At 67.0% G+C, this 20,359-nt stretch carries 14 protein-coding genes; 10 read left to right on the plus strand and 4 right to left on the minus strand.

The window, feature by feature from the left end; translation table 11 throughout:
* Window positions 1–54 precede the first annotated feature (54 nt).
* Window positions 55–1,461: an MFS transporter gene (locus tag ACIQ51_RS08010; protein WP_396204510.1), complete on the plus strand. Its 1,407-nt coding sequence runs from the start codon at window positions 55–57 to the stop codon at window positions 1,459–1,461.
* 11 nt (window positions 1,462–1,472) lie between these two features.
* Window positions 1,473–2,642 (plus strand): sterol desaturase family protein, encoded by a 1,170-nt coding sequence (locus ACIQ51_RS08015; protein WP_396204511.1) that lies wholly within the window; start codon window positions 1,473–1,475, stop codon window positions 2,640–2,642.
* A 17-nt stretch (window positions 2,643–2,659) separates the two neighbouring features.
* Here ACIQ51_RS08015 and ACIQ51_RS08020 read toward each other — a convergent pair whose 3' ends face one another.
* A complete protein-coding gene (locus tag ACIQ51_RS08020; RefSeq protein WP_396204512.1) occupies window positions 2,660–3,580 on the minus strand; it encodes a 3'-5' exonuclease in 921 nt (306 codons plus the stop codon).
* Between ACIQ51_RS08020 and ytxJ the strand changes: the two genes are divergently transcribed.
* The 4 genes from ytxJ (at window position 3,579) to ACIQ51_RS08040 (ending at window position 11,337) form a co-directional block, all read left to right on the plus strand.
* The gene (gene ytxJ, locus ACIQ51_RS08025) at window positions 3,579–4,328 is read left to right on the plus strand and encodes a bacillithiol system redox-active protein YtxJ (RefSeq protein ID WP_396204513.1); all 750 of its coding nucleotides are present in this window, start codon (window positions 3,579–3,581) and stop codon (window positions 4,326–4,328) included. The two genes, ACIQ51_RS08020 and ytxJ, sit on opposite strands and share 2 nt — an antisense overlap.
* A 77-nt stretch (window positions 4,329–4,405) precedes the next feature.
* On the plus strand, window positions 4,406–6,487 hold the full coding sequence (locus tag ACIQ51_RS08030; RefSeq protein ID WP_396204514.1) for a M1 family metallopeptidase: 2,082 nt from the start codon (window positions 4,406–4,408) through the stop codon (window positions 6,485–6,487).
* Window positions 6,488–6,535: 48 nt separating this feature from the next.
* Entirely contained in the window at window positions 6,536–8,086 is a 1,551-nt protein-coding gene (locus tag ACIQ51_RS08035) for an amidase family protein (protein WP_396204515.1), read from the plus strand.
* 233 nt (window positions 8,087–8,319) lie between these two features.
* Complete coding sequence (locus ACIQ51_RS08040; protein WP_396204516.1) at window positions 8,320–11,337, plus strand: chemotaxis protein CheB; 3,018 nt, start codon at window positions 8,320–8,322, stop codon at window positions 11,335–11,337.
* Window positions 11,338–11,379: 42 nt separating this feature from the next.
* On the opposite strand, the gene argJ is transcribed toward ACIQ51_RS08040, so the two are convergent.
* Window positions 11,380–12,561: a bifunctional glutamate N-acetyltransferase/amino-acid acetyltransferase ArgJ gene (gene argJ / locus ACIQ51_RS08045; RefSeq protein WP_396204517.1), complete on the minus strand. Its 1,182-nt coding sequence runs from the start codon at window positions 12,559–12,561 to the stop codon at window positions 11,380–11,382.
* A gap of 298 nt (window positions 12,562–12,859) precedes the next feature.
* Here argJ and ACIQ51_RS08050 point away from each other — a divergent pair, with 298 nt between their 5' ends.
* Both ACIQ51_RS08050 and ACIQ51_RS08055 read left to right on the plus strand, forming a co-directional pair.
* Window positions 12,860–13,390: a MarR family transcriptional regulator gene (locus ACIQ51_RS08050; RefSeq protein ID WP_396204518.1), complete on the plus strand. Its 531-nt coding sequence runs from the start codon at window positions 12,860–12,862 to the stop codon at window positions 13,388–13,390.
* Window positions 13,391–13,813: 423 nt separating this feature from the next.
* A complete protein-coding gene (locus ACIQ51_RS08055; protein ID WP_396204519.1) occupies window positions 13,814–15,988 on the plus strand; it encodes a TonB-dependent receptor family protein in 2,175 nt (724 codons plus the stop codon).
* A gap of 109 nt (window positions 15,989–16,097) precedes the next feature.
* Here ACIQ51_RS08055 and ACIQ51_RS08060 read toward each other — a convergent pair whose 3' ends face one another.
* Window positions 16,098–17,168, minus strand: coding sequence for a hypothetical protein (locus ACIQ51_RS08060; RefSeq protein ID WP_396204520.1), 1,071 nt, complete (start codon window positions 17,166–17,168; stop codon window positions 16,098–16,100).
* A 123-nt stretch (window positions 17,169–17,291) separates the two neighbouring features.
* Here ACIQ51_RS08060 and ACIQ51_RS08065 point away from each other — a divergent pair, with 123 nt between their 5' ends.
* Window positions 17,292–17,669: a hypothetical protein gene (locus ACIQ51_RS08065; RefSeq protein ID WP_396204521.1), complete on the plus strand. Its 378-nt coding sequence runs from the start codon at window positions 17,292–17,294 to the stop codon at window positions 17,667–17,669.
* Between the two features lie 100 nt (window positions 17,670–17,769).
* Here ACIQ51_RS08065 and sppA read toward each other — a convergent pair whose 3' ends face one another.
* Window positions 17,770–19,650 (minus strand): signal peptide peptidase SppA, encoded by a 1,881-nt coding sequence (sppA, locus tag ACIQ51_RS08070; protein ID WP_396204522.1) that lies wholly within the window; start codon window positions 19,648–19,650, stop codon window positions 17,770–17,772.
* A gap of 201 nt (window positions 19,651–19,851) precedes the next feature.
* Between sppA and ACIQ51_RS08075 the strand changes: the two genes are divergently transcribed.
* A partial coding sequence (locus ACIQ51_RS08075; RefSeq protein ID WP_396204523.1) for an acyl-CoA dehydrogenase N-terminal domain-containing protein occupies window positions 19,852–20,359 on the plus strand: 508 nt, incomplete at its 3' end.

The raw sequence follows: 20,359 nt of genomic DNA on the forward strand, positions 1-20,359 counted from the left end.
CGCCTTGGGAACGGACGCCGTGCATGACGGCCTCGTCCGCACTACGTTTGACCGATGACCGTGATTGCCTCGGATTCTTCGGTTGACTCGTCCGCCGTCGCGCTCACGCCGGATGAGGCGGCAGCGCGAAAGCGCATCCTCACGGTGCTGTTCGTGGGGGTATTCATGGCTGCCCTCGATGCGGCGGTGATTGCGCCGGCCATCCCGGCGCTGCGCAGCGCGTTCGGCGTGGACAATCGGCAGATCGGTCTCGTCACGATCGTCTTCAGTCTCTGCTCGCTCACGAGCACGGCGCTCATGGCCGCACTCAGTGATCGGTTTGGACGGCGTCGGATCTACCTTCTCGACATCGCGGGCTTCGCCGCCGGATCGTTACTCATAGCCCGGAGCGACAGTTTCGGCATGCTGCTCATCGGGCGCGCCATCCAAGGGCTGAGCGCGGGTGGCATCACGCCCACGGCATCGGCGGTCGTTGGGGACACGTTCCCGGCGGACCAGCGCGGCCGTATTCTCGGGCTGATCGGGGCCACGTTCGGCATGGCATTCCTGTTCGGGCCCATCCTCGCGTCGGTCCTGCTCGTGGTGGCGAGCTGGCAATGGATCTTCCTCATTAATCTGCCATTCGCGGCGGTCGTCTTCGCGATGGGGTATCGCGCCCTGCCGCGCACCACACGCCCGCCGGTGCTGCCGCCGTTCGACTTTGCGGGCATCGGCATCTTGGCGCTCCTGTTGGCCAGCCTCACGCTCGGTATCAACCGCGGCATGGACATGTTCACCGGCTGGCATCTGTGGCCGTACCTGATGGGCGTGGCCGCCGTTGCCTTGCCTCTGCTCATGATCGTTGAGCGCCGGGCCACGCAACCGATCGTGCCGCTCACGCTTTTCGGAACAACGCAGCTTCGTACCACGTGGGTGCTGTGCACGGGCGCGGGGTTCGGCATGGGGAGCGTGATCTTCATCTCCTCGATCGCTGTCGCCGCTTTTGATACGCCCTCCAAGCAGGCGGGCCTGATGCTCCTGCCGCTGGTGCTGTGTTCGTCCGTGGCGTCGGCCGTGTTCGGGCGCTGGCAGAACACGCTCGGACCGCGGCGCGTGATGCTGAGTGGGTTCGGGACCCTCGCCGTGGGCTCGGCCCTTCTCGCGATCGGTGCCGATCGCTTCTGGGTGTTCATGCTCGCCACCGTGTGCATCGGTGCCGGCGTGGGCATCGTGGTGGGGGGCACGCTGCGCACCGTGGTCCTTGACGAAGTCGATGCCCGTCAGCGGAGCACCGCGCAGGCACTCGTGAATATTGGCATCGCCATCGGCAATCTCATGGTGGTGGCGGTGTTGAGTGCACTTGCGGACTGGGCCGGCGGCGGACTCCTGGGGCTGCAGACGGCCTACCTCGCCGCGACGGCCGTCATGGTGGGGATGATGGGGATCAGCCTGCGCCTGCGGCCGAAGCGTCCCGCCACCTGATACGCCACCTGATGCGCCGCCGCTCTCACCACGACCGCCGCGACCCCCGGTCGCTCGACGATCGCGTGGCCGGCATCTTCGACGACGCCGGGTCCACGCGCGTTGGCTCTGGGTGGATCAGTGGAACGGTCGCGGTCTTTCTTGGCGCGCTCTCGGTCGGGGCGGTGGCGTGTTTCCACTGGCCGGCGCTGCTGACCAGCCCTGATGTTCGGGCGGTGCTCCCCATGCCGGTCGTTCGCACCACCGTGCAGGTGGTGATCGGTTTCGGCTTCCTGCTCGGATTGCTGAGCGCCCTTCTGCGGCCGTGCAAGGTGCTGGGCATGACGGGTATGGGCCTGGCACTGGTGGCCGGTCTCGCCGGTGGTGGTGGTATCCCCGTAAACGGCCCGGTGCCACAGGTGCCCGCCTACCTCGGACTCGACTGGTTTCTGCTCAATGTTTTCCTGCTCGCCGTGCTGTTCGTGCCGCTTGAACGACTGTGGCCACTGCGAAGCCAGTCGGTGTTCCGCCCGCAGTGGACCACCGACACGATCTACTTCTTCGTGAGTCATCTCGTGGTGCAGGCGTCCACGTTACTCACGCTCATGCCGGCGACCGTGTTCTTTGGGTGGGCCGTCAGCCCGCCGCTGCAGGCGTTCGTTCGTGCGCAACCGGTTCTGGTGCAGTTCCTGGCATGTGCGGTAGTGGCGGACTTTGCCGAATACGGCATGCACCGGCTGTTCCACTCTCTACGCGCGCTGTGGTCGTTTCATGCCGTGCATCATTCATCCACCAGCATGGATTGGCTGGCCGGTTCGCGACTGCACGTGGTCGACGTGATCCTTACGCGCGGCATGACCTTCGTCCCGCTGTTCTTGCTGGGGTTCGATACCGGCCCGCTGTACGCCTATCTCGTGTTCGTGTCGATGCATGCGGTGTTCATTCATGCCAATGTCTCGTGGCCGTTCCCGGCGTGGGTCGAAGCGCTGATCGTCACGCCACGGTTTCATCATTGGCACCACGCCATCGACCGCGTGGCATGGGATCGGAATTTCGCCGTCCACTTTCCGTGGATCGACAAGCTGTTCGGCACGTTCTACGGTCCACCGGGGCAATGGCCTTCGGGCTACGGCATCGAAGGGGATCCCGTGCCCGACGGATTCACTCGGCAGTTGGTGTATCCGCTGCGCTCGGAGCGCTGAGCGCACGCTGTCCGCCGTCAGTCCATGCGCTCGGAGTAGCGTTCACGCCCGGTGTACTTGTCGATCCGCCAGGGCGGTTGCGACAACCCACCATAGGCGTGCTCGCGCAGCCAGGCCTGCTCCATTTCCAGCTCGCTGTCCACGAGATCGCGATACCAGGTCTTGGCCTTGCCGTTGCTGCCGGGGAACCAGCGGTAGCCGCGCGCCTTGAGGAGATCCTTCGATTCGATCGGGGTGCCAATGGCGGAGAGTCGCACCGTCGCGCGCCGTGCGTTGGTCAGCAGCACCGAGAGCGGCGTCTGCTGCTCGGCGTCGCGTGGCCAGGCCAGCACGTGCAGCGTGGCCTGACAGTCGTCACCGGCCCGATGCCCCGTGTGGAACATGCCGCATAGCTGATACAGCAGGTAATCGAGCTTGGCGCCACGGCACCCGAACCGTGCCCACGGGACATCCTGAAGCGAGCAGGCCCAGTGCTTGTCGGCGAACTGCGGAAAGCGCCGCTCCAGGATCCGTCGGTCGAAGCTGGCATTATGGGCGATCACGAGATGCGCGCGCGCCAGCTCGCGCTGCACCACCGCCTCATCGATGCGCTGGTCGTGCACCATGTCGTCGGTAATGCCGGTAATGGCCACGGCCTCCGGGGGTATGGGCATACCCGGATCCTCGAACCACTCCAGCTTCGCGTCCACGTCGAATACGGAGCCCGCCGAGTCGAAGGCGAAGGGTACCATGCCCAGTTCGATGATCCGATCATTGGTGGTATCGAGCCCGGTGGTTTCCACATCGACGATCAGCCCCCGTCGCAGGGGCCCCACGGGCGGCGTTGTGGTGTAGCTCCCGGGCGCCACGAAGCGTCGCACCACGCGGTAGTCGCCGCTGGCCTCGAGTGTGGCCGCCATCGCTTCCAGTGCGGCTGGGTCGGTTATCTTGTGGTCCATGAGCGCATCCGTGATTCCCGCTGCCGTGACCGACGCCCAGTTCGAAGCCGCAGTGCTCCGCTCGCCGGTCCCCGTACTGGTAGACGTCTGGGCTGCCTGGTGCCAGCCCTGCGTCACCCTCACACCGGTCATCCACCGGCTTGCAGAAACTTACCGTGATCGGCTGACCGTGCTTACCCTCGACGCCGACAGCAATCTGGATACGGTCACGACGTACGACATTCGGGCGCTTCCCACGGTGCTGGTCTTCGATCGGGGGGCGCTGGTGGCCCGCCAGACGGGCGCACAGTCGTACCATACCTACGCCGAGCTGCTCGATACGCAGCTCGCGGCGCGCGCGACCGGTGCCCCAGTGGTGGCCCTGCCGCACGGCATGTCGAAGGCCGCCCTGCGGCCGACGGGCGATCCCCACGGCTCGCCCGCGACCGCGGAGGCGCAGGCACTCGCTGCCGCGCTGGTGCCCACGCTGATCTTCAAGCACAGCGCGACCTGCAGCATCTCCATCGGCGTGAAGCAGGAATACGATACGTTCGTGCGCGAGTTCCCCGGTGTACCGGTCCGGCTTGTGGTGGTGCAGCAGGAGCGGCCGCTCTCCAACGCCATCGCTGATGTGCTGCGGGTGGAACACGAGTCGCCGCAGGCCATTGTGGTGCACAACGGGCAGGTCGTCTGGCACGCCTCGCACCGGCGCATCACGGCGTCGCGCATCGCCGAGGCCATCACCGCCGCCGCGTCCGGCGCACGCTGACCGACGTCACGGCCGGTCAACCGTTGCTCGAGGGCGCAAGACCGCGGTAGCGTTCGGGGTCCTCTTTCCGAGCCTTTATGCCCCGTCTCTGTCTGCGCGCCGCGGCCCTCCTGCTGGCCGTTCTTTGCTCGCCCTCGACGCCGTCCGCCATTGCCATCGCACAGGTGGCCCCCGCGGCCGGGGCGTCCCGCCCGCCGCGCGCCGTCCGTCGCGACATCCCGTTGACCAACGCCATCCGGCGGGCGATGGCCGCCGGTACGCGCGACTCCACTGGGCGCCCGGGTGCGAAGTACTGGCAGCTGCGTACCGACTACGCCATCGATGTCTCGCTCGATCCGGCCACGGCACGGCTCAGGGGCACGGCACGCATCACCGTGCACAACACCAGCCCCGGCCCACTTGCGACGATCGGTCTGCGTCTTGACCCCAATCACTTTCTCGGCAACGCGCCGCACGCTGCGCCGTGGGTACCGTCAGAAGTCACCGATGGGATGGTGCTCTCGCGCATGACGGTCAACGGCGCGCCCGTCAACATCGCGTCCAATGCCGCGGGAGGCGGGATCAGCGCGGAAGGCGCGCGCGCCATTCAGAACGCCCAGCAGGCGGCGGCCAATGCCGCGGGCGGCAATACGCTCGTCAACGGGCGCGCTACCAATGCGGTCGTGCGGCTTGCGGCGCCGATCGCGGCGGGGAGTCAGGCCGTCCTCGAAATCGACTGGTCGCACAAGCTGCCTGGTGGGCCGGGCACGGGGCACCGCATGACGCAGCGCTGGGCCGATACGCTCTTCCAGCCCACGCAGTGGTTCCCACGAGTGGCGGTCTTCGACGACCTCCGCGGATGGGACGGTGAACTCTACCTCGGCCCCTCGGAGTTCTACAACAATTTCGGCACCTTCGACGTGAACATCGATGTGCCGGCCGGCTGGATTGTGAGTGGCACCGGTGTGCTGCGAAATCCTGAGGAGGTACTCACCGCCTCGGCGCGCACCCAACTCGCCAGGGTCACCGGCAGCGATGACGTCACCACGATCGTGGGTCCCGACGAGGCGGGGCCCGGGCGTGCCACGGCCACCAGCGGTACCGGGCGGCTGACCTGGCGTTTTCACGCTGACACGGTGAACGATTTCGCGTGGGCCACGGCGAAACAGTTCGTGTGGCAGGCCACGCGCGCCACAATCCCCTCGAAGGGGCCGGTCCCCATCCACATGGTGTACCTGCCGGGGCGGGCCGCGCTTTATGCGAAGGCCGGACCGGTGACCCGCCATGCGCTCGAGTTCTACTCGCAGCTGTGGTTCCCCTACCAGTTCCCGCAGCTCACGCTGCAGGATGGCCCGAGTGCCGGGATGGAGTACCCCATGGTGATCAATTCCAATGTGGGCGCGGCGGATCACGAGGCTGGGCATCAGTGGTGGCCCATGGTGGTGAGCAACAACGAAACGTGGTACGGCTGGATGGATGAGGGGTTCAATCAGTACATGAACGTCCTCTCCGACGCCGATGCCGCTGGCAAGGCGCCGGTGTTCGACGGACTCGGACAGAGCTACGGGCGTACGAGCGGCAACGAAGCCGAGCCGCCGATGATGTGGAACGCCAACTATGCCGGGCCCCAGTTCTACGGTTTCACCACGTACAGCAAAACGCCGCTCATGCTCTCCGCCCTAGGCGGCATCGTGGGCGACAGTGCGGTGCAGCGCGCGCACCGTGAATGGGCCACGGCCTGGATGTACAAGCATCCATCGCCATGGGATTACATGTTCTTCATGAACCGGGCGCTTGGTCGCGATCTCGGGTGGTTCTGGAACAGCTGGCTCTTCACCACCGAAAGTGTCGACCATCGCATTGCGTCGGTGACCACGCAGCGGGCGCGCACCAGTGTGACGGTGGAACAGGCGGGACAGATGCCTGCCCCCATTACGCTCGATGTGACCTTTGCGCCTACCGGCGCGCCCATCCGCCCCATGCCGAACGCGGTGATGCTCGACAGCGCCACGGCGCGGGTGACCGTACCAGTCGACGTGTGGTTCGATGGACGTCGGGCGCACACAGTGCACCTCACGTTCGGTGGGCGTGCCATCACGAAGGTGGTGCTCGATCCCGGACATCGGTTCCCGGACCGGGACCCGTCCGACAACAGCTGGACGGCCAAGGCGGGCAAGTAGCGGCGTGCCGGGCATCGCGAGGGACGGAGATCGGCGCATATTCCCCGAATGCGTCCATTCCTTCCGTCCCTCGCCGCTGTGGCGGTTCTGCAGCTGGCTGCGCTCGTCTCTCCGGGCCACGCCCAGCCGCGCCCGTTTCCCGTGGATACGGCGTCCATTGCCACCATCCATGCGGCCTTCACGGCCAAGCGCCTCAGCTGCCGCTCGCTCGTCCAGCAGTACCTCGCGCGCATCGAGGCCCTCGACAAGCAGGGCCCCTCGATCAACAGCATCGTGCTGGTGAATCCTGATGCGCTGCGCGTGGCGGATTCGCTCGATCAGCGGTTTGCCCGTGCGGGTGCCACGGGCCCGCTGCACTGCATCCCGTTGATCGTGAAGGACAACTTCGAAACACTGGGGCTCCAGACCACCGGCGGGTCACTCGCGCTCGAAGGCTGGAAACCGCCCCAGGACGCGACAATGGTACGCCTGGTGAAACAGGCGGGCGCCGTCGTGTTGGCCAAGAGCAATCTCGCCGAGTGGGCGTTCACACCCTACGAAACGGTGAGCTCGATTCTGCCGGGATACACACGCAATCCCTACGCACTTGATCGCGTGACCGCCGGTTCGAGTGGCGGTACGGCGGCGGCTGTTGCGGCCGGATTCGGCACGCTGGGACTGGGGACCGACACCGGCAACTCCATCCGTGGCCCGTCGGCCCACCAAGCGCTCGTAGGCATTCGTTCCACGATGGGGCTCACGTCGCGTGCCGGTGTCATTCCGCTCAACGCCACAGCCGACATCGCAGGGCCCATGGCGCGCAGCATGGCCGATGCAGTGGCCGTGTTCGATGTGATTGCCCACGCCGATCCGGCCGACAGCGTGACGCGCGATGCCGATACCAGGCGCGCGCCCGATTATCGCCGCGCCCTTGTGCGCGGACGGCTTGCCGGTGCGCGCGTTGGTCTGCTGCGGCAGGCCTACGAGCGCCCCACACTCGATCCCGAGGTCAAGGCCGTGTTCGAGCGGGCGGTGGCGGACCTGCGGCGCGCCGGCGCCATCGTGATCGACAGCGTGCGCGTCGATTCGCTTGATGCCATACAGCGGCGGCAGCAGGGGGGCTGCAACCGCTTCAAGGCTGATCTCGAACGCTACTTCGCCGGGCGCGCGCCTAACGCGCCGGTGAAGACGCTTGAGGAGATTCTTCGCAGCCGCCGCTACCACCCCACGGTGGAGCAACGGCTCCGGGACGCCGCGCAGGCCAGTGAGCTCCCCGAAGCGAGCACCGGGTGTCAGTCGCGCGAGCGCGTACGGGAGGCGTTGCGTGTGGCGGTGCATCAGCTCATGGACTCGCTGCAGCTCGATGCCATGGTGTATCCCACATGGAGCAATCCGCCGCGCCTCATCGGCGATCTCAATACGCCCCACGGCGATAACAGTCAGCTCTTCTCCCCCACCACCGGTTTCCCCTCCATTACGGTGCCCATGGGCTATACGCGGAACGGACGACTGCCGGCCGGTCTGTCGTTTTTCGGTCGGGCATGGAGTGAATTCCGGCTGATGGAACTGGCCTTTGACTACGAGCAGCGCACGCGTCACTGGAAACGTCCTCCCCTGTGACTCGATGGTGAGCCGGCGGTATCCACTGGGCCGGGGAGGCACGCGCCTGCCTGACGATGCGCAATCAGCGCGCCGCGGCCAGCGGGCCGCGCTTCCGGGGGCTAAGTTCGGCAGGTGGAGCACCCGCGATGCCCCCATTCTCCAGAAACCGTGGACCACGAGCGCTGGTGCGACGCGCCTGCGCGCCGTGCTCGACGGGCCACTGATCGTGCCACTCGACTCCCCAGTAACGCATGACCAGCACCGAGCCGGCTAACGGCATCGTGGATAATCCGCGCGCAGGCGACCAGCCGTTGTTGGCGATCTGCGCGATCGGCGCCAGCGCCGGGGGCCTCGAGGCCCTGCAGCAGTTCTTCGACAACGCGGATCCCAATCGTGGGATCTCCTACGTGGTCGTGCAGCACCTCTCCCCCGATCATAAGTCGCTGATGGTGGAGCTGCTGCGGCGTCACACCACGTTGCGCGTGATCCGGGCCGTCGACGGCATGCCGGTGGAACCGGATACGGTCTATCTCAATCCACCGAAGACGAACCTCACCCTCGAGGGTGGGGTCCTCCGCCTCAACGAGCAGCCGGCCGGGCACGGGTTGCACCTGCCGATCGATGTGTTCTTCGCGTCGCTCGCGCAGGCGCAGGGGGAGTATGCGGTGGGGGTCGTGCTCTCGGGCACCGGTAGCGACGGCACGCGTGGCGCGCGCGAGCTCAAGGCCGAGGGGGGGCTCGTACTCGTGCAGGATCCCACGGAGGCGCAGTTCGACGGGATGCCGCGGAGTGTCGTCGCCACGGGGCTCGCCGATCAGGTCCTCTCGGTGGCAGACATGCCCGCTGTCATCAACCAGTTCTTCCTGCGGCGCGGTACGGTGCGCGCCGCCAGCAGTGCGGAGCAACCCGCCGGCACCGCCTCGCAGGTCCAACGCATCCTCGGCCTGCTGCGCGATCGCCTCGGCACGGACTTCACCGGCTACAAACCCAACACGATCATCCGGCGAATCGAACGCCGCGTGCTCATGCACCCGGGGCTGGGCTGGGACGACTATGTGCGGCTCATCGAGGACTCGCGCCCCGAGCTGGTGCAGCTCCACCGCGACCTGCTGATCAACGTCACCCGCTTCTTCCGCGACGACGAGGCGTTTCGCCTGCTCGAGACGCGTGTCATTCCGCAGCTCATTGCCGAGACCCCGGCCGAAGGGGAGCTGCGCGTGTGGATCCCCGCCTGTTCCACTGGCGAAGAGCCGTACTCGGTCGTGATCCTCATCCTCGAGGCGCTCGAGCGCGAGAAGCTGAGTCGCAACGTGCGGGTGTTCGCCACCGACGTGGATCAGGACGCCGTGGAGTTCGCGGCGGCGGGCCGCTACGGTGATTCCATCGCCGCCGACATGACTCCGGATCGGTTGTCGCGCTGGTTTGTGGCCGACGGCGATGGGTACAAGGTGAGTCGGGCGGTCCGCGACCGCGTGATCTTCGCGCGCCACAACCTGCTCAAGGATCCGCCGCTCACGCGCATGGACTTCGTGTCCTGTCGCAACATGCTGATCTATCTGGGCACGGAGCTGCAGCGCCGCGTGATCGCGTTGCTGGCCTACGCCCTGCGCGCGCGGGGCTTCCTGCTCCTGGGTTCGAGCGAGACGGTCGGATCGCTATCCTCGCTCTTCGATGTGGTTGACGCGAAGTGGAAGCTGTACCAGGCGCTCCAGCCCGGCCGGCATACGCTCGCTGAGGCGCTGCCCACGCGCCCGCGGCGGCCGCTCATGCAGTCATTTTCCCCCACGACGGCGGCTGAACAGGCGGTGGTCGCCACGCGCAATGTGCCATCGCGGACGGCTACCGAAGACGGTTTGCTGGAGCACGTGTTTCAGGAGCTCACCGACGTCCTGCAGCTGCGGTGCGTGGTCCTCGATGCAGACTATCAGCTCATTCACACCTTCGGTGACGTCTCGTCGCTGCTCAAGGTGCAGCCGGGGCGGTCCACGCTCGAGATCTTCAAGTTGCTGCCACGGCCGCTGAGCACTGCGCTGCGGGCGGCACTTGGCAGGATCGCCAAGGAGCACCGGGACATCCTGTACGAGGGCATCGAGGTCGATCCCGATCAGCCCACGGTCACCCTGCATGTGCGGCCGCTCGATGTAGGCCCCGATCGCAACCGCGCCTACGTGATTTTCTTCCAGAGCGGTCCCAAGCCGCTCCATGGCGGTGTGGCCGATACGCTGCAGCACGACGAATCCACGTCGCTCCGACTGTCGCAGCTCGAACACGAGCTGCAGTACACCAAGGAGAACCTGCAGGCCACCATCGAGGAGCTCGAAACCTCGAACGAGGAACTGCAGGCCACCAACGAGGAACTGCTCGCGTCCAACGAGGAGCTGCAGAGTACCAACGAGGAGCTGCAGTCAGTCAATGAGGAGCTGCAGACGGTCAACGCGGAGTATCAGGAAAAGATTGCGGAGCTGATCAGCCTCAATAACGACATCGAGAATCTGCTGCGCACGACGGGCGTGGGGACGTTGTTCGTTGATGGCTCCTTGCGCATTCGCAAGTTCACCGATGCCGCACTGCGGTTGCTCAACGTGATGCCGCAGGATATCGGTCGGCCGCTCGAGCACATTGCGGCCAAGATTGCCGGCGTGGATTTGGTGAGCATGTGCCGTCGCGTGATGACCGGGAAGGGGGCGGAGTCGCACGAGGTGCAGGCGCCCGACGGGTCGCACCTGCACGTCAAGGTGCTGCCGTACCTCACCGGGGAAACGGGCGTGCACGGCGTGATCGTGAGCGTCATCGATGTCACGGAGGTGAAGCGCGGCGAGGAACGGCTGCAGCACATCCTTGACTCGATCCCATCCTCGGTGGCGGTGCTCGGGCCGGACGGCGTGATCGTTCAGACCAACGCCGAGTGGGTGCGCTTCGCGCGGGCCAACGACGCGACGCCGGCGCTTATGGCCGGGATCGGGCTCAACTACGTGGCAACTTGCATGGCTGCGCCGGATGATCCCATAGCGCAGGCCACGGGCCGCGGGTTGCGCGAGCTGCTGGCCGGCAAGCGCGATCGCTTCGAGTTGCAGTATCCCTGTCACTCTCCCGACAAGAAGCGCTTTTTCCAGCTGCAGGCCACCGCCCTCACCGACACGGTGCCCCGTGGTGCGCTCGTTCAGCACTTCGACATTTCGGCGCAAGCGCTCCGCCTCGAGCAGCTCACGGCATGGGTGGAGAGCGTACAGGCCCTGCAGCTGGATGGCGTCCCCGACCTTCCTGAGTGAGGTCGGGTGGCCGGTGCGGGGGAACGCGCGCGAGGGCGGTGGTCAGGACGAGTAGTACGCCGCGTTCTCGTCCACGTAGCCCTTGGTGAGATCGCAGCCGTAGGCCCGCGCCTCACCGGTCCCCACGCCGAGGCTCACCTCGATGTCGACCACTTCGCGCGAGAGCGTTTCGCGGACGATCGCATCGTCGAAGGCGAGGCGCTCGCCGTGCGCCACTACCTGATAGCCGTTGATCCACGCGTCGGTGGTCAGCGGCTGGATCGTGCAGTCAAAGCACTTGCCGATCGCCATGAGCAGGCGCCCCACATTGGGGTCGGCCCCGTGTACCATGGTCTTAACGAGCGGTGAATTCACGATCGACTTGGCGATAACGTGTGCCTCGCGGGGGGTATGCCCGCCACGCACCGACACGCGCAGCAGATGCTCCGCACCTTCGCCATCGCGCGCGAGAATTTCCGTCATGCGAGTGCAGCCGGCCTGCAACACGGCGAGGAACTCGCTCTCGTCCACCGGGCCCGCGAGACCGTTGGCCAGGATCGCGCAGGTGTCGGAGGTACTCGTGTCGGTATCCACCGAGAGCATGTTGAACGAACGACTGACGGCCGCGCGCAGCAGACGATCGAGCGTGGCCGCATCGAGCGCGGCATCGGTGAAGATGTAGGACAGCATCGTGGCCATGTTGGGCTCGATCATTCCCGAGCCCTTCGCCACCCACGTGATGGTCGCGGCGCCCACCGAGGCCGACAGCGCCTTGGGGTGCGTGTCGGTCGTCATGATCCCCTCGGCTCCCACCATGGGGTTGTCCTGCAGCTCCCCCGTCATGCCGACGACACCGGCTTCGATCTTGTCGACCGGCAGCTGCACCCCGATCACGCCCGTCGAACTCACCAACACGCGGTCGGCCGTGGTGCCCACCTCGGCGGCGGCGGCGGCGGCCATACGGCGCGCATTCTCCACGCCGCGCGCACCGGTGGCCACGTTGCTCACCTTGCTGTTGGCGATCACGGCACGCAGTACGCCACCCTTGAGGGTTTCCCGCCCCAGCACGATTGGCGCGCCGGGAAAGTGATTGCGGGTGAAGACCGCTGCCGCCGCGGCGTCGACGTCGCTCACAAAGAGCGTGAGGTCACGGGCGGTGGGCTTGAGGCCCACATTGCGGCTGGCGCAGCGAAAGCCCCGGGGGAAGACCGGGGTGGCGTGGAACGGCTGGTGGATGTCGGACATCCGCCAAAGCTGGAACACCCCCACGGGTCGCGCCAGCGGTCCGCCGTGCCTGATGACCGCTGACGGTGGTAGGGGTGACAGACGCCGATCCTTCCGCGCGGTGCGGGGAGGTGCGTCCTCGAGATTAAGTGTTCTTTAGCGGCTCTGATCTGAGGCGTAATTTAATGTACGTGAAACGTGAAAATGGGGATCAGAACGCGGTTTTTGCAGGACGAAATTGGGGATGAACGACGGGCAGTTTTGGGAAAATGTGGTAAACTGACGGGTCTGGCATTACTCGCCCCCTCACCCCCCGTTCGTGCCTTCCCAGCCTTCCCTCCGTCCATTCGATATTGCGGTCGCGCTGCGTCTGGTCCTGGTGCCGGAGGATCGCTACGAGCCCCTCGCCATCGCGCTCGCCACGAGCACGAGCGCGGTGCACCGCTCGGTCGCCCGTCTGCAGCACGCCGGCATCTGTGGCCCCGGAAGCCGAACGGTGATCCAGCCGTCGCTCCACGAGTTTCTCGTGTACGGAGCACGCTATGCGTTTCCCCCGGTGCATGGTCCGGAGCGGATCGGTCTTCCCACCGCGGCCGCGCATCCCGAGCTGGCGGCTGCGCTGGGCAACGGCGACCCGGTGCGCTCCCTCGTCTGGCCCATGGACGGCGGGCCCGCGCGCGGTGATACACTCGTGCCCCTGTTCAATGGGCTGACGAAGGTCGCCTCGCGTGACCCGCGCCTTCACAAGATGCTCGCCTGCGTCGATGCGCTGCGCGTGTGTACCGCCCCGCAGCGCGCCACGGCGGCCGACCTGTTGCACCACCAACTCGCGACAGCGCGCACCCAGTAACTGGGCCGTTTCGCTCGGGCGTCACTCATCTCGATCGGGCCGGTCTCGTACCGGCCCGAGGCATTTCATTGCATTCGCATTCAGTCGCATGGCAAGGATTCGGCGATCGGCATTGCCTGCTGCCGGAGCTCCCCACGCGAGCAGAGTGTGAAGGGCGCGTCATTTTCCCGTCAAAGACCAGATGACGCGCGCAAGCGGCGAGCGACGGTTGCGTCAACTTGCCGTAAACTAGAAAAATAACTGTTCGGAATCACAAAAGAACGGCTCATAACGAATAGGCGAAGGGTCTTGGTCTGACCAATAGCCACCGCCGGCACACGGCCTGACCGGCAGCACGGCGGTGTGCAACGCAGCCACCCACCCCGGGCGAGGGATTCCCCGAGCTCGCGCATCGCTGTAGATCGCAGGGTGACCAATCCACCCGTGCCTCCTCGTGCCGCCAGCGCTTGTGTCCGTGCGCTGGCGCCTGTCCTTCTCGCCGCCGGCAGCACCCTGCTCGCGCCCCCCGCGCTCGTTGCCCAGCAACGCGCAGACTCCGTGCGAGTGACCGTGCGCCAGGACAGTACGGCGCGGTCGCTGCAGTCGGTGCGGGTGACCGTCACCCGAGAGGCGGCGCGTGCTTCCTTCGAGCTGCCGTTCGCGATTTCCACTGCCGCCCTCACTCAGCGGCCTGCGCTTCGCCGGACCGGGGTCAGCGACCTGCTGCTGGCTGTCCCGGGAGTGCAGGTGCAGGATCGGGCCAACCCGTCGCAGGATCAGCGGATTGCGATGCGTGGATTCGGGGCACGGTCAGCGTTTGGCGTGCGGGGGGTGCGCCTGTTGCGTGATGGCGTGCCGCTGTCGCTCCCCGACGGGCAGACACCGACCGACTGGCTCGATCTCGAAACGATCGATCGCGTGGATATTGTGCGCGGCACGGCGGCCGCGCTCTACGGCAACGCCGCCGGTGGCGTGATCGACATGAAGTCGCGGGCACCGAGTGCGCGGCCCTTCGCCGCCGAGGCGCGCGTGTGGGATGGTGGGGGCGTGCGACGCCGCAACGTGCAAGCCTCCGGGAGCCGCAGCGACAGCAGTGGCCTCTGGCAGCGCGCCGCATGGCTCGGCTCGTTCACCCGCACCAACGGCGACGGGCCACGCACCTGGTCGCGGCTCGACGCCACCAGTCTGTTCGCGCGCGGGCTGGCCACGGTGGCCGGTACGCGGCTCGAGCTGCAGGGCACGCGTTACGACGCGCCGCGCGCCGAGAATACCGGCGCACTGACCGCGGTGGAGCTCGCCCGTGACCCGCGCCTCCCTGATTCGCTCAACATCACGCGCCGTTCGCGGAAGGCGGTGCTGCAGTCGCAGGTGGCGCTGCTCGCGGAGCGTGATGTGCCGGGGGGGACCGTGCGGGCCTCGCTCTTCACTGGCGCGCGCGAGCTCGATAACCCACTCCCCTTCGCCATCGTGGCGGTGGACCGACGCGTGCTCGGTGGTGGTGTGCACGGGGCGTGGCGCTTCGCGCGCACGGCGTGGCCCCTGCGGTTCGGAGCCGGAGTGGATGCCCAGCGACAGGTGGATGAGCGCTCCAACTTCGAAAACTGCGCGGCGGTCCTTCCCACGGCGCCCGCGACGGCGAGTTGCCCGCGCCCCGGTACGGAGCGCGGGAGCACGCGCCTTGATCAACAGGAGCGTGCGGTCAACGTGGGCGGCTATGGACGGATGGAAGTCGAAGCCCCGCACGGAATCTTCGCCAGTGCCGCACTCCGCTACGATCGGGTGCAGTTCCGTGTGCGCGACCGTTTCGTGACGGCGACCAACGCCAACGATTCCGGTGATCGTACGCTGGGTGCGGTGAGTCCCATGGTCGGCCTCGCATGGCGCGCGACGCCGCGCTGGTCGGTGTATGCGAACGCTTCGACCGCCTTCGAAACGCCCACCATTACAGAGCTCACCAATCAGGTGACAGGCGCCGCGGGGCTCAACACGCAGCTCGAGCCACAGCGCACCCAGACGCTCGAAGTCGGGACCCAAGCCCTGCTGTGGCAGCGCGTGCGCGCCGACGTGGCGCTCTTTCGCGCCACCGTCCTGGATGAATTGGTGCCCTTCGATGTGCCCAACCAGCCCGGCCGCCGCGCCTTCCGCAACGCCGGGCGCACGTCACGCGCCGGCGCGGAGACGAGCCTGCGGGCGCAGGTCGGTGCGCTCGAGGTGGGGAGCGCGTACACCTGGTCGACGTTCCGCTTCGATCGCTACGACGTGGGGGGCGCGTCGTTCGCCGGCAAGCCCATTCCCGGGGTCCCCGAGCACTACCTGCAAGGCTTCGTCACCGCGCGTGCGCGTTCACTCTTCAGCACCGCGGAGTGGACCGGCGCCTCCCGGGCGAGCGCAAATGATGCCGCCACGGTGTACGGCGCCGGTTACGCCGTCTGGCACTGGCGCGTGGGGCTTTCGGCGCCGCGCGTGGCCGGTGTCCGGGTAGACCCGGTGCTGTCAATCGAGAACCTGTTCGATCGGCGCTACGCGTCCAGCCTCGTCGTGAATGCCACGCGGAACCGCTTCTTCGAACCCGGGCTGCCACGCCGGGTGTCGCTGGTGGTGCAGGTGAGGTGGGAATAACAAACTGGACACTGAAAACCTTCACTGACCACTGAAAACTCCCCGCCGTCCACGGGATCCCGTGCACGGCGGGGAGTTTTTATGCGTCAGTCGTCAGTGCGCCTGCCGGTTACTGATACTGGATGTACAACGGCTGCGGCGTGAGCGCGAGCAACTGCTTCGGGGTCATCAGCGGGCCGCCGTACTTCCGGTCGTTCTTGTAGAACAGCTTGAAGCCCGTGAACTGCACCGGCTCCGCGTACACGTAGGCCGCATACGAATCGCGCTTGAGGCTGGGCGGGCCCCAGCCGTCCATGTGAATCACCACCTGCACGCGCGGGTCACGCTTGATCTTGTGTGCATTCGTGAGCATCGGCCGCGTGAAGCGGTGGATGACCAGCACCTTGGGTGGCAACTTGTTCGCGGTCACGATGCGCGCGAGCTGGTCGATCACCCAGTTCACGTCGGCGGCATCATAGCTGCCGATCTTCCGGCCCGGCTTGGTCCCGTCCTTCATCGAGAATTCGGGATCCATGCCGAAGTGGACGTCGGGCTTGGCGAGCCACGGCTCGAGGCGCGGCAGCTCCTGCTGGATGGTGCTGAGCCCCACCTGCACGTCGAGAAAGAGGAGGGCGTTTCGCTCCTTCGCCCAGCCGTAGACCTTTTCGGTGAGTTTGTCGCCGTGCCGCATGCGGTACGTGCCGTCCTTACCGGCGTCGCCTTGGGCTACGGTGGTGATCAGGTGCAGGGCGGGCTGCACCGGCGTGGCGGGATCGGCCTTGCGCCACGCGGCCACCTCGCGGTCCAGCATGCGCAGCATTTCGTCCTTGGGATACTCCCCCAGCACGCCCATGCGCTTCGAGAACGGGTTGCCGTAGTAGGCCACGATGCGCGTGGCCGGCAGGATGCTGCCGGCAAGTGGCGCCGGGCCAGGCACTGGCCACACTGGCGCCGGCTTGCCAGCCAGTGCCCTCGCCGCCGCCGATGTCCCGCCAGTGCCGTAGGGGCTCGCGGCGCTGCTGTCCTTCCTCGCACTGGCTTTGGGCGACTGACCGGTCGTCCCCGGCCGAGGCGTGGGGCGCTGCTGCGCATCGATGCCCGCGACCGGAAGCAGAGCACCGAGCAACGTGACGCCGGCCACGATCACGACTCGACGGGCGGAGCGTGCCGCTCCGCGCATCGGAGTATGGTGGGTGTGCATGCGTGCAATCTAGACGCCGTGGGAACTCCCGGGGGGTTGCCGCTTCTTGAGTAGGAACCCGCCCGGCCGTGGCTTCTGGCTCCGGTGCGTCTGGCGCGTTTCTTCCCCTCCTGGTGTTTCCCAATGAGCCTGCACAGTTCGGACGCCGCGCACTCCATCCCGGACGATATCGACGGCTTCCTCTTCGATTACATCCCCGTAACGGATGGCATCTGGTCGCTGTACGGCATCGATGACGATCGCCCCGTCGCCGCGTGGAGCCGCTACCACGCCACGCGTTGCGTGGAGCAGTTGCCGATCGCGCGTGCGCGCGTGCGCGCCGCCGAATGGGCGCTCGCCGACGTCCAGGCGCGCGGACTTGCCGCCTGCATCGCCAAGGCGGGGGCGCATCTCGCCCGTGTGCGCGCGGAACTCGCCGACTGGGAAGCACAGGCGCGTCGTCTTGAGGCCGCTCGCAAGGTCACCTACGGCGCGTGGGCCACGCCGGTCATCGACGACTGACCGCGGGGCAAAGCGCCGGCACCGCCTTCTTCGGTGCCGGGCGCGCGCGCGGGGCGGCCGCTCACTGAGCGACCGCCCCGCGCGCGTCATAGAGGCCTGCTCAGCGGACCCGCAGAATGTACGGCATGCGCGCGTACACCCCGCGCGGGTCGTTATAGGTGAGCAGCACCGCGAGTTCGCGCGTGACGTCGCGCGCGAGCGCCGCGGCCGGACCCCGGGCGCCCAACCGCTCCAGAGCGGCATCGGTGCGTGCGGCAACCGGCGTGGGCTTGTCCTCGAGGAGTTCGGTGATCTTCTCGGTGATCGACTTCACGCGCGGGTACTCACGCACCTCGTAGTCGCCGGTGAGCTTGGCCAGTGACGCGGCGCTCTTCACCGCCACATCGAGCCCGCCCAGAGAGTCCACCAGACCGATGCGCCGTGCCTGCAGCCCCGACCACACGCGTCCCTCGGCGATCTGGCGCACCGAGTCGGAGGTGAGCGCCCGCGCCTTCGCGACACGCGCGATGAACGCGTCGTAGACGGCATCCGTGCCGCGCTGCAGCACGGCGAGTTCGGCCTCGGTACGCGGCCGCGCGATGGAGAACAGGTCCGCGTAGCGCCCCGTCTTCACGGTGTCGAAGGTGACGCCCTGTCGCGCGGCGAGCTCCTTGATGTTGGGCACCAGCGAGAACACCCCGATCGATCCGGTAATGGTGTTGGGCTCCGCGAAAATTCGCTGCGCTGCGGTGCTGATCCAGTAGCCGCCACTGGCCGCGAGGGTCCCCATCGATACCACCAGCGGTTTCTTCGCGGCGATCAGCGTCAGCTCGCGCTGGATCTGCTCGGACGCGATCGCACTGCCACCGGGACTGTTCACCCGCAGCACGACTGCCTTGATCGCCGCATTGCCACGCAGCTTGCGCAGTTCCCGTGACAGCGAGGCCCCGCCGATCTGTCCATCGGTCCCCTCGCCATCGACGATGTCGCCCTCGGCGTAGACCACGGCGATCGCCTGGCTGCCCCCGATGATACGCTCCTTCGCCGCCGCGATCGGGGCGTAGGTATCGAGCGTGATCTGCGGCAGCGTTGGCTGCTCGATGATGGCCGCCAGTTCCGCCGCGCGCGCACTGTCCTTGGCCGAGGTCGCGCCGCCGCTCTTGCCGGCCAGTCGTTCAAGATCCGCCAGCACCACGTCGAAGTACGCGACCCGGTCGACCAACTTCGCGGTACGGGCCGCGTCGGGGAGGAGAATCCCCTCGGCATCGACGAGCGTCTGCAGGGCGACCGTATCCACCCCCCGCGACTCGGCGATGCCGCGCTTGACCTCGCTCCAGAGGTCGCCCACGTAGCTCGCCACCTGCTGGCGGTTTTCGGGGCTCATACTGCTGCGCGTGAACGGTTCGACGGCGGCCTTGAAGCGGCCCACGCGGCTCACTTGCACGCCGATGCCGTACTTCTCGAAGAGGCCGGCGAGAAACACTTGTTCGCTGGCAAGCCCCGGAATGAGCAGGGAACCAAAGGGGTCGAGCGTGATCGTGTTCGCAACGGAGGCCACGTAGTAGCTGGACACGTCGGGATTCACGAGCCACGCGTGTACCGGCTTCTTCGACGCTTTGAACGCCACCAACGCCTGACGCAGTTCACGGAGCGCCGCATACCCCGAGCGCACGCCGTCGCCCGACACGCTGCCACGCACCAGGACGCTGCTGATCCGGTCGTCCTCAGCGGCCGCCCGGATGGCGACCAACGCCGAGCGAAGGGGGAGGGCGTCACCACCGGGTGTGAGGGCCCGCCCGAAGAACGACCGCTCCTCGTCGCTCGCCGGGCGATCAGAGAGCGGGCGGTCGAGGTCGATCACGAGGATCGATCCCGCGCGCACTTCGGTGACGGGCTTGTTGCCGGCCGACGCAATCACGCCGACGGTCAGCAGCACGAGCGCGACCACGCAGACGGCGATCGTGACGAGATTCGCGGCGAGGGCGGTAAAGAACGACTTCATCGAGCGCACACTCCATTGAGGACGAGGGACAATAACCGATACGGCGGATGTCTGCGCCTGGTTCCGGGGGCCGGGGCGGGCGGGGCCGGGGCGGCGCCATCGGCGGGCTCAGAAGAAACATGACGCCACCGTCGCAATTTGCTCTTGCCCGTCCACGGTTCCAGCCACAGGTTGAGAGGACCCTCACCCGAGCTATCGCCAATGCCCGCCTATCACGCCCCGCTCGACGACATCCGGTATCTGCTCAACGAGGTGCACGACATCGGGCAGTTGTCCCGATTGCCCGGTTTTGAGGACGCCACCCCCGACATGATCGAAGAGGTCTTGGCGGGCGGCGCGACGTTCTGCGAGGAGGTGCTCTTCCCCCTCAATCAGAGCGGCGATGCGGAGGGCATCACGCTGGTCGACGGCGAGGTGAAGACGCCCGCCGGCTTCAAGGCGGCGTACCAGCGCTATACGGCCGACGGGTGGACGGCGATCAGCGCGACCCCCGAGTACGGCGGGAGCGGCCTCCCCGAGATGGTGCGCTTCGTGATGGAGGAGATGCTGTGTTCGGCCAACCTCTCCTTCTCGATGTACCCCGGGCTGTCGCATGGCGCATACAGCGCGCTCGTCAGCCACGGCTCCGAGGAGCTCAAGCAGCGCTTCCTCCCCAAGCCAATCGACGGTACCTGGGGCGGCACCATGTGCCTCACGGAGGCGCACGCGG

The sequence above is a fragment of the Gemmatimonas sp. genome (assembly GCF_044344655.1).
In the GTDB taxonomy this organism is placed as follows: domain Bacteria; phylum Gemmatimonadota; class Gemmatimonadetes; order Gemmatimonadales; family Gemmatimonadaceae; genus Gemmatimonas.

What these genes read in the sequence shown, in the direction of transcription:
- ACIQ51_RS08010 (WP_396204510.1), top strand. Translation starts at nt 55, where the DNA reads ATGACCGTGATTGCCTCGGATTCTTCGGTTGACTCGTCCGCCGTCGCG.
- ACIQ51_RS08015 (WP_396204511.1), top strand. Translation starts at nt 1,473, where the DNA reads ATGCGCCGCCGCTCTCACCACGACCGCCGCGACCCCCGGTCGCTCGAC.
- ytxJ (WP_396204513.1), top strand. Translation starts at nt 3,579, where the DNA reads ATGAGCGCATCCGTGATTCCCGCTGCCGTGACCGACGCCCAGTTCGAA.
- ACIQ51_RS08020 (WP_396204512.1), bottom strand. Translation starts at nt 3,580, where the DNA reads ATGGACCACAAGATAACCGACCCAGCCGCACTGGAAGCGATGGCGGCC.
- ACIQ51_RS08030 (WP_396204514.1), top strand. Translation starts at nt 4,406, where the DNA reads ATGCCCCGTCTCTGTCTGCGCGCCGCGGCCCTCCTGCTGGCCGTTCTT.
- ACIQ51_RS08035 (WP_396204515.1), top strand. Translation starts at nt 6,536, where the DNA reads ATGCGTCCATTCCTTCCGTCCCTCGCCGCTGTGGCGGTTCTGCAGCTG.
- ACIQ51_RS08040 (WP_396204516.1), top strand. Translation starts at nt 8,320, where the DNA reads ATGACCAGCACCGAGCCGGCTAACGGCATCGTGGATAATCCGCGCGCA.
- argJ (WP_396204517.1), bottom strand. Translation starts at nt 12,561, where the DNA reads ATGTCCGACATCCACCAGCCGTTCCACGCCACCCCGGTCTTCCCCCGG.
- ACIQ51_RS08060 (WP_396204520.1), bottom strand. Translation starts at nt 17,168, where the DNA reads ATGCACACCCACCATACTCCGATGCGCGGAGCGGCACGCTCCGCCCGT.
- ACIQ51_RS08065 (WP_396204521.1), top strand. Translation starts at nt 17,292, where the DNA reads ATGAGCCTGCACAGTTCGGACGCCGCGCACTCCATCCCGGACGATATC.
- sppA (WP_396204522.1), bottom strand. Translation starts at nt 19,650, where the DNA reads ATGAAGTCGTTCTTTACCGCCCTCGCCGCGAATCTCGTCACGATCGCC.